At 60.8% G+C, this 15,986-nt stretch carries 11 protein-coding genes and 1 riboswitch; of the genes, 5 read left to right on the top strand and 6 right to left on the bottom strand.

Annotated elements, in window-relative coordinates:
* Positions 1-181 precede the first annotated feature (181 nt).
* Together argA and lysC are read left to right on the top strand one after the other, a co-directional pair.
* The gene (gene argA / locus G5182_RS00630; protein ID WP_216953805.1) at positions 182-1,510 is read left to right on the top strand and encodes an amino-acid N-acetyltransferase; all 1,329 of its coding nucleotides are present in this window, start codon (positions 182-184) and stop codon (positions 1,508-1,510) included.
* 107 nt (positions 1,511-1,617) lie between these two features.
* Positions 1,618-1,841, top strand: a riboswitch (Lysine riboswitch).
* A gap of 90 nt (positions 1,842-1,931) precedes the next feature.
* Positions 1,932-3,284 (top strand): lysine-sensitive aspartokinase 3, encoded by a 1,353-nt coding sequence (gene lysC, locus G5182_RS00625; protein ID WP_227340700.1) that lies wholly within the window; start codon positions 1,932-1,934, stop codon positions 3,282-3,284.
* 82 nt (positions 3,285-3,366) lie between these two features.
* On the opposite strand, the gene G5182_RS00620 is transcribed toward lysC, so the two are convergent.
* Positions 3,367-4,452, bottom strand: a complete 1,086-nt coding sequence (locus G5182_RS00620; RefSeq protein ID WP_227340701.1) for a hypothetical protein — start codon at positions 4,450-4,452, stop codon at positions 3,367-3,369.
* A 255-nt stretch (positions 4,453-4,707) separates the two neighbouring features.
* Here G5182_RS00620 and G5182_RS00615 point away from each other — a divergent pair, with 255 nt between their 5' ends.
* Entirely contained in the window at positions 4,708-6,963 is a 2,256-nt protein-coding gene (locus G5182_RS00615) for an LTA synthase family protein (protein WP_227340702.1), read from the top strand.
* 92 nt (positions 6,964-7,055) lie between these two features.
* On the opposite strand, the gene aroG is transcribed toward G5182_RS00615, so the two are convergent.
* The 5 genes from aroG to G5182_RS00590 all read right to left on the bottom strand — a co-directional run bounded on the left by aroG (position 7,056) and on the right by G5182_RS00590 (position 12,832).
* Positions 7,056-8,111 (bottom strand): 3-deoxy-7-phosphoheptulonate synthase AroG, encoded by a 1,056-nt coding sequence (gene aroG, locus G5182_RS00610; protein WP_144713523.1) that lies wholly within the window; start codon positions 8,109-8,111, stop codon positions 7,056-7,058.
* Between the two features lie 220 nt (positions 8,112-8,331).
* Positions 8,332-9,615: a 3-phosphoshikimate 1-carboxyvinyltransferase gene (aroA, locus tag G5182_RS00605; protein WP_227340703.1), complete on the bottom strand. Its 1,284-nt coding sequence runs from the start codon at positions 9,613-9,615 to the stop codon at positions 8,332-8,334.
* A gap of 227 nt (positions 9,616-9,842) precedes the next feature.
* A complete protein-coding gene (serC, locus tag G5182_RS00600) occupies positions 9,843-10,931 on the bottom strand; it encodes a 3-phosphoserine/phosphohydroxythreonine transaminase (RefSeq protein ID WP_216978615.1) in 1,089 nt (362 codons plus the stop codon).
* Between the two features lie 225 nt (positions 10,932-11,156).
* A complete protein-coding gene (locus tag G5182_RS00595) occupies positions 11,157-12,083 on the bottom strand; it encodes an electron transfer flavoprotein subunit alpha/FixB family protein (RefSeq protein WP_216978614.1) in 927 nt (308 codons plus the stop codon).
* Positions 12,080-12,832, bottom strand: a complete 753-nt coding sequence (locus G5182_RS00590) for an electron transfer flavoprotein subunit beta/FixA family protein (RefSeq protein WP_069553891.1) — start codon at positions 12,830-12,832, stop codon at positions 12,080-12,082. The genes G5182_RS00595 and G5182_RS00590 overlap by 4 nt, the downstream gene beginning before the upstream one ends.
* A 169-nt stretch (positions 12,833-13,001) precedes the next feature.
* Here G5182_RS00590 and G5182_RS00585 point away from each other — a divergent pair, with 169 nt between their 5' ends.
* Together G5182_RS00585 and corA are read left to right on the top strand one after the other, a co-directional pair.
* A complete protein-coding gene (locus G5182_RS00585) occupies positions 13,002-14,645 on the top strand; it encodes an electron transfer flavoprotein-ubiquinone oxidoreductase (protein WP_421254071.1) in 1,644 nt (547 codons plus the stop codon).
* Between the two features lie 293 nt (positions 14,646-14,938).
* On the top strand, positions 14,939-15,886 hold the full coding sequence (corA, locus tag G5182_RS00580) for a magnesium/cobalt transporter CorA (protein WP_005337059.1): 948 nt from the start codon (positions 14,939-14,941) through the stop codon (positions 15,884-15,886).
* Positions 15,887-15,986: the final 100 nt, after the last annotated feature.

Raw genomic sequence — 15,986 nt, 5'->3', positions numbered from 1 at the left:
CGGCGGGCCCCTCCCCGCTCGCCCCGGCGGCCATCTGCACCGTCCGTCACCCTTTCCCGATCCGCACTGCCAAGCCGCCCCTCGTAGACCAGAAACAGCCAAAACCAATATTTAGTCTTGATTTGTGAATTAATTTTCATATATTGAGCAAATTGCTGTTTTTTTATGGAAGAAATATCAAGTGCGTGAACGCGAACCCAGTCTGGTCAATGCCTTCCGGCAATCCACCCCCTATGTCAATGTGCATCGGGGTGCCACCTTTGTGCTGATGATGGGGGGAGAAGCCATCTGCCACCCCAACTTCGCCAATATCGTCAGCGATATCGCCCTGCTGCAGACACTGGGCATACGCCTGGTACTGGTGTTTGGTTCACGTCCGCAAAACGATGAAGCGCTGGCCCGCGCCGGTATCGAGGCCCAGTATCACAAGCGGATCCGGGTCACCGATGACGAGAGTTTCACCATCATCAAACAGGTGTGTGGCGGCCTGCAATACGACATCACAGCCCAGCTCTCCATGGGGCTCGCCAACACCCCCATGCAGGGGGCGCGGATCAGCGTGGTGAGCGGCAACTTCGTCACCGCCCAGCCGCTGGGGGTGGATGATGGCATCGACTTTTGCCATAGCGGCCGGGTGCGCCGCATCGACGTGGAGGGGATCACCCGCCAGCTCGATCAGAAGAGTCTGGTGCTCATCTCCCCCATCGGCTGCTCGGTCACCGGCGAGAGCTTTAACCTGAGCTCCGAAGAGGTGGCCCGCCGGGTGGCGGTCGACCTCAAGGCGGACAAGCTCATCTGCTTTAGCAGCACCCAGGGGGTAATGGACAGGCGCGGCGAAGCCATCTCAGAGCTCTTCCCCGAGCAGGCCGAAGAGCTGCTGATTGAGCTGGAGCAGGCGGGAGAAGAGATGTCCGGCACCGCCCGCTATCTGCGCGCAGCGATCGCCTCCTGCCGTGGCGGCGTGCCCCGCTCCCATCTGGTGAGCTATCAGGATGATGGCGCCATGCTGCAGGAGCTGTTCAGCCGCGACGGCCTCGGCACCCAGATAGTGCGGGAAAGTGCCGAGCAGGCCCGCGCCGCCACCATCGAAGATATCGGTGGCATTCTGGATCTTATTCGCCCGCTGGAGGAGGAAGGGATTCTGGTACGCCGCTCGCGCGAGCAGCTGGAGATGGAGATCGACAAGTTCACCATCATAGAACGCGATGGCCTGATCATCGGCTGCGCGGCCCTCTACTGCTTTATGGAAGAGGCGATGGCGGAGATGGCCTGCGTCGCCATCCACCCCGACTATCGCAACTCCAACCGGGGGGATCAGCTGGTGGCCAAGGTGGCCGAGCGGGCCAAGCGGCTCGGCATTCGCCGCCTGTTCGTGCTCACCACCCGCTCCATCCACTGGTTCCGGGAGCGGGGCTTTGATCCGCTGGAAGTGGAAGATCTGCCGGTGGCGCGTCAGCGTCTCTACAATTGGCAGCGTCGTTCCAAGGTTTTGTCAAAGACCATTGCCTAAGTTATTGATTCTGCTTTGAGTTAGCCGACAATTTGAACTTTTTCACAAACTCGATTGACAGTGCAATCCAACGCAGGGTATTTCTAAATGCACTCCACCACCCTGGTGGAGCCAGAAGAGGAGCGCTGCCCAGGCAGCCCAAGGGAGGACGCCAGAGTCCGGTGAACTTGGGTCAGGGGGAGCAGCGCCGAGACGAGTGAGGAGACTGGTAACCTCAACGTCGGCTGCGGGGGCTGAATCCCCCGGGTTGTCATCGGTAGTGATCATCCCCCACCGCGCCCTGTCAGGGGCGGTACGGGATGGGCTCTGCAGGTGGAGTGCTTCTGGCCGGGATAGCTTCGTTCATTCCTGCCATTTTCAGCCTCCTCCTCTCTTTTTTGCCCGATGGAACCGGAATCTTAAAATAAGACAGGAGTAAGCAATGAGCCCGATCAATGTCGCCAAGTTTGGCGGAACCAGTGTCGCCAACTTCCCGGCCATGAACCACTGCGCCGATATCGTGCTGGCCAATCCCGCCACCCGGGTGGTGGTACTGAGTGCCAGCGCCGGTGTCACCAACCTGCTGGTCGCCCTGGCACAAGGGGAGCTGGACGAAGCGGGCCGCGACGAGCAACTGGCCAAACTGGCCGGGATCCAGCAGGCCATTCTGACCGATCTCGGCAACCCTGTTGATGTGAGCGCCCTCATTCATGGCCAGCTGGACGACATTCGCCTCATGGCCCAGCAAGCCCACCAGCATACCGATGCGGAGCTGGCCGATCGCCTCATCGCCTGCGGCGAGCTGATGTCTACCCGCCTCTTTACCGAGCTGCTGCGCCAGCGCGGCGTCAAGGCCCACTGGCAGGATGTGCGCCAGCTGATGCGCACCGACAGCCGCTTTGGCAAGGCCACCGTCGATCTGGCCACCACCCGTACCCTCTGCCAGCAGACGCTGGGCCCGCAGCTTGGCGACAGCCTCATCATCACCCAGGGCTTTATCGGCGCCGATGGCGATGGCCGCACCACCACGCTGGGGCGCGGCGGCTCTGACTACAGCGCAGCCCTCTTGGCCGAAGCGCTCGATGCCGCCAGTATCGAGATTTGGACCGATGTGCCCGGCATCTACACCACGGATCCGCGCCTCGTCACCCGCGCCCGCCCGATCCCCGAAATCAGCTTTGTCGAAGCGGCCGAGATGGCCACCTTCGGCGCCAAGGTGCTGCACCCCGCCACCTTGCAACCGGCGGTGCGCCAGAATATTCCGGTGTTTGTCGGCTCCGCCAAGGATCCTGCCGCCGGTGGTACCTGGATCCGCGCCAGCACAGATTCAAGCCCGCTGTTTCGCGCCGTCGCCCTGCGCCGCCAGCAGGTGCTGGTGACCCTGCACAGCCTCAACATGTTCCACGCCTACGGCTTTCTGGCCGAAGTGTTCGGCATTCTGGCCCGTCACCGCATCTCGGTCGATCTCATCACCACCTCGGAAGTGAGCGTGTCATTGACGCTGGATCACACCGGCAGCCAGAGTAACGGCGAACCGATCCTGAGCGACAAGGTACTGGCCGAGCTGGGCCAGCTCTGCAAGGTGGAGGTGGAAACCGGTCTGGCACTGGTGGCGCTCATCGGCAACCGGATGAGCGAAGTGAACGGGGTGGGCAGTCAGGTCTTTGACGCCCTGCGCGAGCACAACATCCGGATGATCTGCTACGGCGCCAGCGCCCACAACCTCTGCTTCCTGGTCAAGGAGAGCGAGGCGGGCAATATCGTCAACCGCCTCCATCAGGAGTTGCTGGACTGACCCTCACCCCGAGGCAATTCCGGCCATGCAACAGGGCGCCAACACGGCGCCCTGTTCATTTGTACTCCGCAAAGGTATTGGCTCAGGCAAGGCTGGTGGCTGGCAACTGACAGGCGACGGCTTCCCGGCGCAGCTGCTGCAAGCGGGCCAGCAGCCCGGTCTGGCCCAGCTCCGTCTCCTGAGGCGAGAGATTGTCCACCAGCAGCGAATAGTGATCCGTCACCGCCTGCATCAGCCAGTCGAGGCGACGCAGGGTGAGCGGGCCGCAGCTCTGGCCGCTCAGATCATCGGCCACATCGAGCCGATGGCTGCGATACATGTCCCGCCACCAGTTGGCAACCAGCGCCTCGTCGCTCACCAGCGCGGCGCTCCACTCCCCCTGCAGGGCGTGCAGGCGGGCCAGCACGGGCGCGCTGGCCCCTTCGCGGATCAGGTGGTGGATCTCCCGTTTGACCCACTTGAGGCAGAGTTCACGCCAGTAGCGAAATTGCGGCAGAGGATCGGCCTCATCGAGCCAGAGTCCAGAGAGGGTGCGGGTCTCCAACCGCTCCGGTACATGGAACTGCGGATCGACCAGACCGTTGGAGTTGTATTCAAAGCGGGGATCGAAGGTCCACATATAGCCAAAGTCGAACACGCAGATCTGCTCGCCATCATCGAGCAGGTTGCCAGGGCTCGGGTCCCAGTCAAACCAGCCCCAGCGGGCCAGCTCACCCTGCACCTCCAGCATCTGGGCCAGATTGCGCTCGTTGAGCTGATGGACCGGCACACCCCGCAACCAGGGGGAAACCAGCACTCCAGCCCGCGCCGAGCCAAAGCTGGTGCAGACCACATGGGAGAGGATGGTGGGATGCAGCTCGCGCAGCGCCTCGATTTCACGCCGCCGTTCCAGCTCGGTGAGGAAAGCGGTCTTGCCATCGAGGTTGGCTACCAGCGAATCCTGACGCCGCCGCTTGAGGCACCAGTGATGCCCCTCTACCTTGAGGTGAAACACCTCGGCGGTAAGACCGTGGCGATAGACCTTGACCACCGCGGGATGAGTATCCTTTAGTTTGGTCAGCTGGGCCAGTGGCAGCGGACAGTCGCGCTCGCGTCCGATCCGGATCTCTTCCTTGCTCTCCAGCATGCGCAGTAATCTGGCCTGACGCGCCATCACCTTAGGATTCATACATGTACCTCCTGTCGCTATTGAGAGCCTAAACAGCACACCCCTCCCAAGCCAGTGGCAAAACCCCATGATGACGCTTTCATCACATATTCCGAACAACCCCTCGATCGGGATCACAATTTGCAAGGTTGAGCTGTAACCAAATATTCATTAAGTGGTCATTAAATTGACAAGCTGGAACAAGGCCCGCACCATCGGGTCAAACTCTATACGGATGAACGATCTCTCCCTTACTCGCTCAAAGGATGAGCTTATATGAATCGCCCCTCCTCAGGCCGCCCCCGTGCCCTGAGTCTGTCCTCCGGGCTACTGGCCCTGCTGGGCGGATTGCTGCTGCTGACGCTGTTATTACCGCTGATCAATCCCGGCAGCTGGCTGGGCCGTGCCCAACCGTTGGTGCTGGGCCCCGCCGACAATCCGCTGGCCACCCTCACCCGCCACGCCCTGCTCTATAAAAGCGACAGCCGCGGCCTCTATCTGGTGGTGCGCAGCCAGTGGCTGTTGCGGGGGCCGCTGCAAGCGGGGGACAAGGTGCGAGTGGAGCTGCTCAACGACAAGGGGGAGCGGATCGACCAGCTCAGTCAGGCGGTGGATAAGCGTCAGGTGTGCCGCAATAACCGCTGCTCGCTGGATCTCAACAGCACCTTGCGCGCCCCGGACGATGCACTGGCCAGCCGCTATCAGCTACGCATCGGTCTGCTGCTCAAAGATCGCCCCGAGAGCGGCGATTTCAGCCAGATCCTGCAAACCCTGCCGGAGCAGGGCTTCAACCTCACCTATCTGATGGTGAGCCTTACTCTGGTACTGGCTCTGAGCGCCGCCGTGCTCAAAACGGTGCTGCCAACGCTGCGCCGCAGCCTGCGCTGGCGGATCATCGGCAGCCTGCTGCTCGGCAACCTCACCTTCGTGCTGCTGCACGGCTTCGTGGTGTTCAAGCTGGGGGAGTTTCTGCTCTGGTCAGGCTTTCGGCCGGAACACTACTATCTGGCCTGGGGCAGCATGGTGCTGGGCTGGAGTCTCTGTGCGCTGGCGGGCTTCAACCTCTATATGGGGCTGGTCTTTACCGCACTTTCGGGAATAGGCCTGCTCGCTAACTTTATGAAGATCGCCATCTACGGCGTGCCGCTCGGCGGGGACGATTTTGGCAACCTGCTGGCGCTGCTGCGGATCCTCCTCGATCAGCACCCCATCCTCCCCATCTTCACCCTTTTGCTGGCACTGTTTCTCTGCTGGCGCTTTGCCCTGTCACGCTGGGTGCTGCGCACCGCAGCCGCCACCGTCGCCTTCTTTGCCCTCTGTGTCTTTGCCACCCAGACCGGCAACAAGTTGCTGGGGGCCAACATTCGTTACGTGGATCGCGCAGTCAACTACCACAGGGACATCATCCGCTCCGGCCCCGGCCTCTATCTGTTCAATCTGGTGGACGAGATGCTGCAAAGCGGCAGCGTGTTTCGCTACCCCTTGCAGATCAACGAGCTGACCCCGCAGTTGAGCCATCCGCCCCAAGGCATTGCGCCGCGCTGGGATCTGGTGATCGTGCTGCAATATGAGTCGCTCTGGCTCGACTGGAAGGGGCGGATCTGCGCCCCGGCTCCCACCCTCTCCCTGCCCGCCAGCGTGCAGCAGTGGCAAAAAACCATCCACTCCCCCACCACCGGCGGCATGACGGTGCTGGCGGAGTTCGAGATGAACACCGGCCTGCCGGTGGGCTTGCTCAAGCAAGGGGTGGTGCCCTACTACTACCTCTCGCAGCAGGTGCCGGGGCTGGCCCAGAGCGCCAGACAGAGCGGCTACCAGACCCTGTTCGCCCACCCTTATGTGGAAAAATTCTGGGGCCGCGCCAAGGCGATCCCGGCGCTCGGCTATGAGGAGCGCTGGTTCGACACCCGCTTCACCACCCTTGAGCACAAGGGACTCTATATCTCAGATGATGCGCTGATCGACCACCTGCTCAAGCGCAGCGAACAGGATGACAAACCGCTGTTTGCCTATGCGGTCACCATGCAGGGGCACGGCCCCTTCGATGGCCCCCGCTATCAGGGGCAGGAGCGCAGCGGCGCCTGCCCGAACCAGAGCGAGAGTGACACCCAGCTGCTCAACACCTATTACACAGGGGTGGTGGATGCCATGGCCTCGCTGGAGCGGCTGCTCAAGACCCTCGACCAGTCGGGCAAGCGCTATCTGGTGGTGGCCTTTGGCGATCACCAGCCGTTTTTGATGTCCGCCGGCAAGGGTATTCACGGCGACAAACCGGCGCGCGATGCCACCTACCAGATCCCCATGATGGCCTTTGCCCGCAGCGATGATCCTCTTATCCTCGGGGAACAATTTGCTCCGGTGCGCCAGCTCTACCAGATGGGTCAGGCCACCCGCCAGCTGCTGGCGGGGGATATCACCCCCATCGAGGACAAGCCTCTGCTCCATCCGGTGCTGGGTGAAGAGAAGGGATTCGACCCCTCGAGCCTGGTGCCGCAGATCCGCGCCAGCTTCCGGCCCGATGCCCTGCCCTGAGCCTTAAGCCCCGCAACACGAATAGATGAGGCCGCAATAGCGGCCTCTGGTTATCACTTTCTCTTTGTCACTGCGACTGCGAAATCCGGTCTTTAGCGGGCGTTACGGGTTGCAACGGCATCCGCCAGGTTGCGTAGCAGCACTTCGGTATCGGCCCAACCGATGCAGGCATCTGTGATGCTCTGGCCGACGGTGAGTTCACACCCTTCCACCAGATCCTGACGGCCTTCCACCAGATGGCTCTCCACCATCACACCAAACACCGCCTTGCTGCCGGCACGCAGTTGGCCGGCCACATCCTCGGCCACCAGCATCTGGTTCTTGAACTGCTTGCTGCTGTTGGCATGACTAAAGTCGATCATCACCTTCTGGGGCAGACCGGCCTTCTCCAGCCCCTTCACCACCTCGTCCACGTGGGCGGCGCTGTAGTTCGGCTCACGACCACCACGCAGAATGATGTGACAGTCCGGGTTGCCGCGGGTCGCCACGATGGCGGAGTGACCGTATTTGGTGACCGACAGGAAGTGGTGCGGCGCACTGGCGGCACCGATGGCATCGATGGCAACCTTGATGGTGCCGTCAGTGCCGTTCTTGAAGCCCACCGGACAGGAGAGACCGGAGGCCAGCTCGCGGTGTACCTGGGATTCGGTAGTACGGGCACCGATCGCGCCCCAGCTCATCAGATCCGCCACATATTGCGGGGTGATCATGTCGAGGAACTCGGAGGCAGTCGGCAGCCCCATGTCGTTGAGATCCAGCAACAGCTTGCGACCAATGCGCAGACCATCGTTGATCTTGCAGCTATTGTCGAGGTACGGATCGTTGATCAGCCCCTTCCAGCCCACTGTGGTACGCGGTTTTTCGAAGTAGACCCGCATCACAATCTCCAGCTGACCTTTCAGCTCGTCGCGCAGCGCCTTGAGGCGCTTGCCATACTCCAGCGCGGCAACCGGATCATGGATGGAGCAAGGACCAATCACCACCAGCAGACGATCATCTTCGCCGGCCAGGATATTGTGAATGGCCTGACGGGATTCAAAAACGGTGGACGAGGCCACCTCGGTAGCCGGAAACTTCTCAAGCACCGCAACCGGGGGTAATAACTCTTTGATTTCACTGATACGAACGTCGTCGGTTTGATGCTGCATGACAAGGCTTCCTGCTAGATGACTGCGATTAGGAAATCTCAACATAGCCCGCGACAGGGCATGTGTAAATAGGAAATTACAGCAATCACAAAACTATTTTATATATCAATCTTGCAAGTTATTGAAATGATGCTAGGCGAAATGGAGGTGCGGATGAGGAAGGCAAAAAAGCCCGCTCAGCGCGGGCCCTAAGAGTTGGAGATGACCGCTTTGTCAGTGATCAGCCACGCTGGCTGATACTGGCCAGCTTGTCGAAGTAATCCGGGAAGGTCTTCGAGGTGCACTTGGGATCATTGATGGTAACCGGGGTATCCGACAGCGCCACCAGCGAGAAGCACATGGCGATACGGTGATCGTTGTAGGTATCGATCTCGGCATGCTTGAGCTGGGTCGGCGGGGTCACGGTGATGAAGTCATGCCCCTCCTCCACTTCGACGCCCAGCTTGCGCAGCTCGGTCGCCATGGCGTGCAGACGATCGGTCTCCTTCACCCGCCAGTTGTAGATATTGCGAATGGAGGTCGGCCCCTCGGCAAACAACGCCGCTACGGCGATGGTCATGGCCGCATCGGGAATATGGTTCATATCCATATCCACTCCGTGCAGCGGCGCCTGCTCCGCCTCGATGAAATCATCACCCCAGGTGATGCGCGCGCCCATCTTCTCCAGCACGTCGGCGAAGTGGATATCACCCTGAATGCTGTGCTTGCCGATGCCGGTGACCCGCACCTTGCCCTTGATGGCGCCCGCTGCGAGGAAGTAAGAGGCGCTGGAGGCATCCCCTTCCACCAGAAAATCACCCGGGCTGATATAGGTCTGGTTGCCCTTGATGTAGAACAGCTTGTAGTTGTCGTGCTCGATGACCACCCCGAACTGCTTCATGATGTGCAGGGTGATGTCGATGTAGGGCTTGGAGACCAGCTCCCCCTTGATGTGGATCCGGGTATCACCGGCCGCCATCGGCGCCGCCATCAAAAACGCGGTCAGGAACTGGCTGGAGACGGAGCCATCGATGTGCACATCGCCGCCCCACAGCCCCTTGGCATCCACCACCAGCGGCGGATAACCATCGTGTTTCAGGTACTGGATATGGGCACCTGCTTCACGCAGGGCATCCACCAGATGGCCGATGGGACGCTCTTCCATGCGCGGCTCGCCGCCCAGAGTATATTCACCTGAGCCGAGGCATAGCGCGGCGCACAGCGGTCGCATGGCAGTACCGGCGTTGCCGAGGAACAGATTGACCGGCTCTTTCACCGCAAAGCTGCGACCCAGACCCTGCACGGTACACTCGGTCTTGTCGGCGGAGAGCTTGTACTTGACCCCGAGCTGGGTCAGCGCAGCCAGCATATGACGAATGTCATCGCTGTCGAGCAGGTTGGTCAGACGGGTGGTGCCACGAGCCAGCGCCGCCAGCAGCAGCGCACGGTTAGAGACACTCTTGGAGCCGGGCAGATTGACCTCACCGGCCACACGAGAAATGGGTTCCAAACGCAACGAATTCATAGACTTCCTGTGCTATCTCAAAAATAAACGCCTGTCCGGACGTTAACAGCCTGCGTCCCGCTCGGCAAGGGCACTTTCAGGGGAAATCGCACGGCAAACGCCAGCGCGCTGGTTCTGTTGAAAAAAAGACGCCGGGGTATCCCCGGCGTCTTGAATCACTGCAATAGCTGGAAGCGGCTCACTGGTTGTCACGAGAGGCCGCCGGCAAGCACGTGGGTACTATCTTCTCAGCCGTGGCGCTTGGCAAAGCCATCCATAAAGCTCACTAGGGCCTTCACCCCCTCCAGCGGCATGGCGTTGTAGATGCTGGCGCGCATGCCACCGACAATACGGTGCCCCTTGAGGGCCAGCAGGCCAGCGGCTTCCGATTCGGCCAGGAACTGCTTGTCCAGCTCGGCATTTTTCAGCTGGAACGGGATGTTCATCCGCGAACGGCAGCTGACATCCACCTGATTGCCGTAGAAGCTCGACTGATCGAGATAGTCATAGAGGAAGTCGGCCTTCTCCTTGTTGCGCGCTTCCATCGCCTCGAGGCCACCCTGTTCCTTGAGCCACTCGAACACCAGACCGGCCAGATACCAGGCGTAGGTGGGCGGCGTGTTGAACATGGAGTCGTTCTTGGCGGTGAGCTTGTAGTCAAAAATCGAGGGCACATCGGCTCTGGCCTGATCCAGCAGGTCATCGCGCACGATGGCAATGGCAAGCCCGGACGGCCCGATATTTTTCTGGGCACCGGCATAGATGATGCCAAAGCGGCTCACCTCGAGAGGACGGGAGAGAATGGTGGAGGAGAGATCCGCCACCAGCGGCACCTCGCCGGTAGCCGGGATGTCAAACATCTCGATGCCGTCAATGGTTTCGTTCGGACAGTAGTGAACATAAGCCGCATCGGCGCGAAACGCCGGGGTCGGCAGCAGGTGAGAGATCCCCTGCTCGTTCTTGGCAACCCCCTGGAAGGTCTGGATATCGCCATACTTTTTGGCTTCATCCACCGCGCTCTGGGACCAGACGCCGGTCAGCAGGAAGTCCGCCTTCTTGTTGGCGCCGCCCAGCAGGTTCATGGGCACGGCGGAGAACTGACCGCGGCCGCCACCATGCATGAAGAGCACCTTGTAGTTGTCCGGCACCGCCAGCAGCTCGCGCAGATCCGCTTCGGCCTTCTCGGCCACCGCCATGTAGGGCTTGCCGCGATGGGAAAGCTCCATGACCGAGGCTCCCAGCCCCTGAAAATTACAAAATTCGCGCTGGGCGCGCTCCATGACTTCAACCGGCAGCATGGCGGGGCCGGCGCAGAAGTTGTAAATCTGTTTGCTCATGACGCTTTCCGTGAGTGGATGAGAGTAATCGATGACTTGTCAGGTTTTACACAAGAGCAGCCAGCGGATCAAAGGCTTTTTGGGAGCTGGCTCAACCTTTTACCGTCACTCTGCCTCCCCCTTGCAGTAGAAAAAGCCCTGAACGGGTCAGGGCTTGCAGGGAACATGCACAGAAATGGCGGGCAGAGCGCATAAACGACCACAGCTCAGCCATTTCTGACAAATTTACAGTTTGGCGGTGAGCTCCGGCAGCAGAGTGAAGAGATCCCCCACCAGCCCGTAGTCCGCCACCTGAAAGATGGGGGCATCGCTGTCCTTGTTGATGGCCACGATCACCTTCGACTCCTTCATCCCCGCCAGATGCTGGATGGCGCCCGAAATACCGACCGCGATATAGAGCTCGGGTGCCACCACCTTGCCGGTCTGCCCCACCTGCAGATCGTTGGCGACATATCCTGCATCAACGGCGGCTCGCGATGCCCCCACCGCCCCACCCAGCTTGTCGGCCAGCGCCTCAATCAGGGCAAATTGCGCCTTGGAGCCCAGTGCCCGGCCACCGGAGACCACCACCCGGGCGGCGGTCAGTTCGGGCCTGCTGGAGCGCACCGCGCGGCGCTCGACCAACCGGGTACGACCAGCGAATTCGGGCACGGCCAAGCGTTCGATGAGAGCCTGCCCGCCCGTCGCCGCCTTGGCAAACGCGGTGGCCCGCACCGTCATCACCTTGACGGGCGCCGAGCTTGCCACTCTGGCGATGGCATTGCCCGCATAGATGGGGCGCAGGAAGGTGTCGCTGCTCTCGATAGCCGTCACCTCGGAGAGCATCTCCACCCCGAGCCGGGCCGCCACCTGTGGCAGCAGCGCCTTGCCCATGGCACTCGCCGCCATAAGGCAGTGGCTGTAACCTTCGCACCAGCTGGCCAGCAGCTTGTCCACCCCATCCAGCAGCCCGTCGGCCAGCAGGGGATGTTCGGCAAGCAACACCTTGTCGACGCCGCTGAGGGCTGCCGCCTGTTCACCCGCCTCGGTCAGCCCCTGACCCAGCAACAGCAGGTCAACCTGACCGCCGATGGCTCCGGCGGCGGTGACCAGTTGTGCCACGTTGTCGGCCAGATGGCCCTGATGATGTTCGGCAATGATCAGCACGCTCATGGCAGCACCTTCGCTTCGTGTTTGAGTTTGTCCACCAGCTCGTCCACCGAGCCCACCTTGATCCCGGCGCTGCGGGCTGGCGGCGCCATCACCCCGAGCAAACGGGTCTGGTTGGCCACCTCAACGGCGAGTGTCGAGAACGGAGCGCTATCAAGCGGCTTACGCTTGGCCTTCATGATGTTGGGCAGCGAGGCAAAGCGCGGTTCATTCAAACGCAGATCGGCGCTCACTACCGCAGGCAACGGCATGCCGAGGGTCTCGAGGCCACCGTCGATTTCGCGGGTCACCAGCAGCTCCCCAGCTTCCACCTTGAGGGCGGACGCACAGGTCGCCAGCGGCCAATCATTGAGGGCAGCCAGCATCTGGGCCACCTGATTGTTGTCTGAATCGATGGACTGCTTGCCGAGCAGCACCAGATCTGGCTGCTCCTGCTCACACACCTTGTGCAAGGCGCGGGCGACAGTCAGCGGGGTGAGCGTCTCATCGGTGACATAATGCAGCGCCCGATCCGCCCCCAGCGCCAGCCCATGGCGCAGTTGCTCGGCGGCAGCGTCAGGGCCGAAGGTCACCACCACCAGCTCGCTGGCAACCCCGGCTTCCCGCAGCCTAACTCCCTCCTCCACCGCAATTTCACAAAAGGGGTTGATCCCCATCTTCACATTGGCGAGCTCCACGTCGGAGCCGTCTCCCTTCACCCGGATCTTGACGTTGTAGTCGACTACCCGTTTGATTGCGACCAGCAGCTTCATGGGGTCATGCCTCGTCTCTTTGGATTGAATTCATTAGTGTGCCTCTGCGTTTGTTGCAGTACGCTCTTCCCTAATTTTTTGCTTTTTCTTGCTCAGTTTTGCTTACAACCACTTTACGTTTACGTAAACTACCAGCATTACCCTAGGCCAACCAGAGCGCAGAGGCAAGATGGAACGGGAAGCAATGGAATTTGATGTCGTCATCGTCGGCGGCGGTCCGGCGGGGCTCAGTGCAGCCATCGCCCTGAAACAGCAGGATGCCACTCTCTCTGTCTGTCTGCTGGAGAAGGGAGCGGAAATTGGCGCCCATCTGCTCTCCGGCGCCCTGTTTGATCCCGTCGCCTTGCAAGAGCTGCTGCCGGATTGCTGGCAGCAAGCGCCGCTCGGCGTGCCGGTCAGCGACGATCAGGTTCATCTGCTGCAAAGCGAGCAACGCTCCCTGCAACTCCCCGCCTGGGCGGTGCCGCCCCGGATGCACAATGAGGGTTGCCACATCATCAGCCTCGGCAATCTCTGCCGCTGGCTTGGCCAACAGGCGGAAAAACTGGGAGTCGAAATATACCCGGGATTTACCGCCAGCGAACTTATCATGGAAGCGGGCCGGGTCAAGGGGGTCATCACCGGCGATCTGGGGCTGGATCGGGTGGGCAATCCGAAAGCAGATCATGTGCCCGGCATGGCGCTGCTCGGCCGCTACACCCTCTTTGCCGAAGGGGCCCGCGGTCATCTCGGCAAGCAGCTGATCGCCGACTTCAACCTAGCAAGCCCTGCCCAGCCCCAGCACTATGCCATCGGCTTCAAGGAGCGGTGGCAACTGCCTGCTGGCCAAGGCAAGGCGGGACAGGTGCTGCACGGCAGTGGCTGGCCCCTTGGCAAGCAGGGGGGCGGCAATAGCCACGGTGGCTTCTATCTCTATCACATGGAGGGGGATCAGGTGGCGGTCGGGCTGATTGTCGACCTCAACTACCAGAATCCCTGGCTCAGCCCGTTCGACGAATTCCAGCGCCTCAAGCATCACCCGCTTATCGCCGGCGTGTTGCAAGATGGGGAGCGCATCAGCTATGGCGCCCGCGCCATCACCAAGGGGGGCTGGCACGCCCTGCCCCGCATGCACTTCCCGGGCGGCCTGCTGATCGGTTGTAATGCGGGCACTCTCGACTTTTCCCGGATCAAGGGGATCCACACCGCCATGAAGTCCGGCATGCTGGCGGCAAAAACCGTCGCGATGGCCCTGCGGGGGGGCGATGAAGGGGGCCGGGATCTGGCCCAGTATGGTGACGAGCTGCACCAGAGCTGGCTGGCCCGCGAACTCAAGGCGGCGCGCAACTTCGGCGCGGCTCTTCATCGCTATGGTCCCTGGTTGGGCGGTGCCTTCAACTGGCTGGAGCAACGGCTGTTTGGCGCAAACTCGCCCTTCAAACTGCTCGATAAGGCTCACGATTACCGTCAGCTGCGCGTGGCCAGCCGCTGCGAGCCCATCCATTACCCCAAACCCGATGGCAGACTGAGCTTTGACAAGCTCTCGTCTGTGTATCTGGCCAACACCAGTCACGACGAGGATCAACCTTGCCACCTCAAGCTGCAGGACGAGCGCATTCCGGTCGAGGTCAATCTGCCCACCTGGGCCGAACCCGCCCAACGCTACTGCCCGGCAGGGGTGTTTGAAGTACTGGAAATGGAAGGCGCGGCCAAACTGCAAATCAACGCAGCCAACTGTATTCACTGCAAGACCTGTGACATTAAAGATCCCAGTCAAAATATCATCTGGACGCCACCACAGGGAGGCTCCGGGCCCAACTATCCGAATATGTGATGAGGCGGGGCAGCGGCAACAAGCAGCCCCAGCTAGCCCTCCTCCAGCCAAAGGCTGGGTTCTACCCCGCATAGCCGCTCAGGTGATCCGACCTCGCTGTTTTTTTGAACAAACAAGCTGAATCCCTAATGAATAGCCCCTGACAAGCGCGGCCCGCCCCTGTATAGTTCGCCGCATTCAGGTTTTCCATCGGCCCGATCTGCTTATCCACGGGATCGCCTTCTGCAGCGATCTAAGGCCGCATGACCTGTGCAACCATCCCTGATTACCCATGACTTTTTAAGGGGGGACAGATGATCACCGCCTACATTCTCAACAACAAGGTGCTGGATATAGTCACGCTCGGGCCTGACGACATAGTACCTGACAACACGGTCTGGCTGGATGCCTACAAGCCGGACACGGCAGAGCGAGAATGGTTGACGGGCCTGTTCCTGGAAGAGGTCCCCGACAAGGAAGAGCTCGACGACATCGAAGCATCCGCCCGTTTTTACTGGGATACCGATGGTCTGCACATTCACTCCCTGTTTCCCCAGCGGATCGGTCGTGACACCAAGGGTGTCCACGTCTCCTTTACCCTGCGCAACAACCTGCTGATCAGCATTCGTGAAGATGACATCGGGCTGGTGCGCCTGCTGCGCCACTATATGCGCCAGGATCGGCTGGAGGTGGAGGATGCCCTCGACATCCTGCTGGAGGTGCAGAACCTCAAGGTGGAGTACCTCTCCGACCTTATCGAAGATGGTTACAAGACCTTGGAAAACACCGCCGATCAGATCTTCGAGCCGGATCAGATCAACCCCATGCTGAAAGAGTTGATGGCACAGGAAGAGGCCAACGGCCAGATCCGTCTCTCTCTGCACGATACCCGCCGCGCCCTGCGTTTCCTCAAACGCAGCCTGCGCCAGCGCATGAGCCTTGAGCAGAACAAGTGGATCGACGAGATGCTGCACGACGTGGAATCCCTGTTGCCCCACACCCAGTTCCTGTTCGACAAGATCAACTTCCAGCTGGAGGCCTCCATGGGGGTGACCAATCTGGAGCAGAACAAGGTGATCAAGATCTTCTCGGTAGCCGCCGTGATCTTCCTGCCGCCGACCCTGATCGCCAGTATCTACGGCATGAACTTTGGCCGCATGCCGGAGCTCGCCTGGGAGTATGGTTATCCCATGTCACTGGTGCTGATGGTGATGTCATCGCTCGGCACCGGCCTCTTCTTCAAGCGCAAAGGCTGGCTGTAACGCCGCAGACGCGCGCTGCGATATCTGAAGAAACGGATTGGGGGGCATGGCCCCCCCGATTAATTTGCGCCACACCCAACGCCTTGCAAAGGGCACTTCG

The organism is Aeromonas sp. 600948, assembly GCF_049174875.1.
GTDB classification, from domain to species: domain Bacteria; phylum Pseudomonadota; class Gammaproteobacteria; order Enterobacterales; family Aeromonadaceae; genus Aeromonas; species Aeromonas veronii_A.
This window is presented reverse-complemented; position numbering and strand designations above follow the sequence as displayed.

Bases quoted from the DNA above. Each gene is read 5' to 3' on its own strand.
- lysC (WP_227340700.1), top strand. From the start codon at position 1,932: ATGAGCCCGATCAATGTCGCCAAGTTTGGCGGAACCAGTGTCGCCAAC.
- G5182_RS00620 (WP_227340701.1), bottom strand. From the start codon at position 4,452: ATGAATCCTAAGGTGATGGCGCGTCAGGCCAGATTACTGCGCATGCTG.
- G5182_RS00615 (WP_227340702.1), top strand. From the start codon at position 4,708: ATGAATCGCCCCTCCTCAGGCCGCCCCCGTGCCCTGAGTCTGTCCTCC.
- aroG (WP_144713523.1), bottom strand. From the start codon at position 8,111: ATGCAGCATCAAACCGACGACGTTCGTATCAGTGAAATCAAAGAGTTA.
- aroA (WP_227340703.1), bottom strand. From the start codon at position 9,615: ATGAATTCGTTGCGTTTGGAACCCATTTCTCGTGTGGCCGGTGAGGTC.
- serC (WP_216978615.1), bottom strand. From the start codon at position 10,931: ATGAGCAAACAGATTTACAACTTCTGCGCCGGCCCCGCCATGCTGCCG.
- G5182_RS00595 (WP_216978614.1), bottom strand. From the start codon at position 12,083: ATGAGCGTGCTGATCATTGCCGAACATCATCAGGGCCATCTGGCCGAC.
- G5182_RS00590 (WP_069553891.1), bottom strand. From the start codon at position 12,832: ATGAAGCTGCTGGTCGCAATCAAACGGGTAGTCGACTACAACGTCAAG.
- G5182_RS00585 (WP_421254071.1), top strand. From the start codon at position 13,002: ATGGAACGGGAAGCAATGGAATTTGATGTCGTCATCGTCGGCGGCGGT.
- corA (WP_005337059.1), top strand. From the start codon at position 14,939: ATGATCACCGCCTACATTCTCAACAACAAGGTGCTGGATATAGTCACG.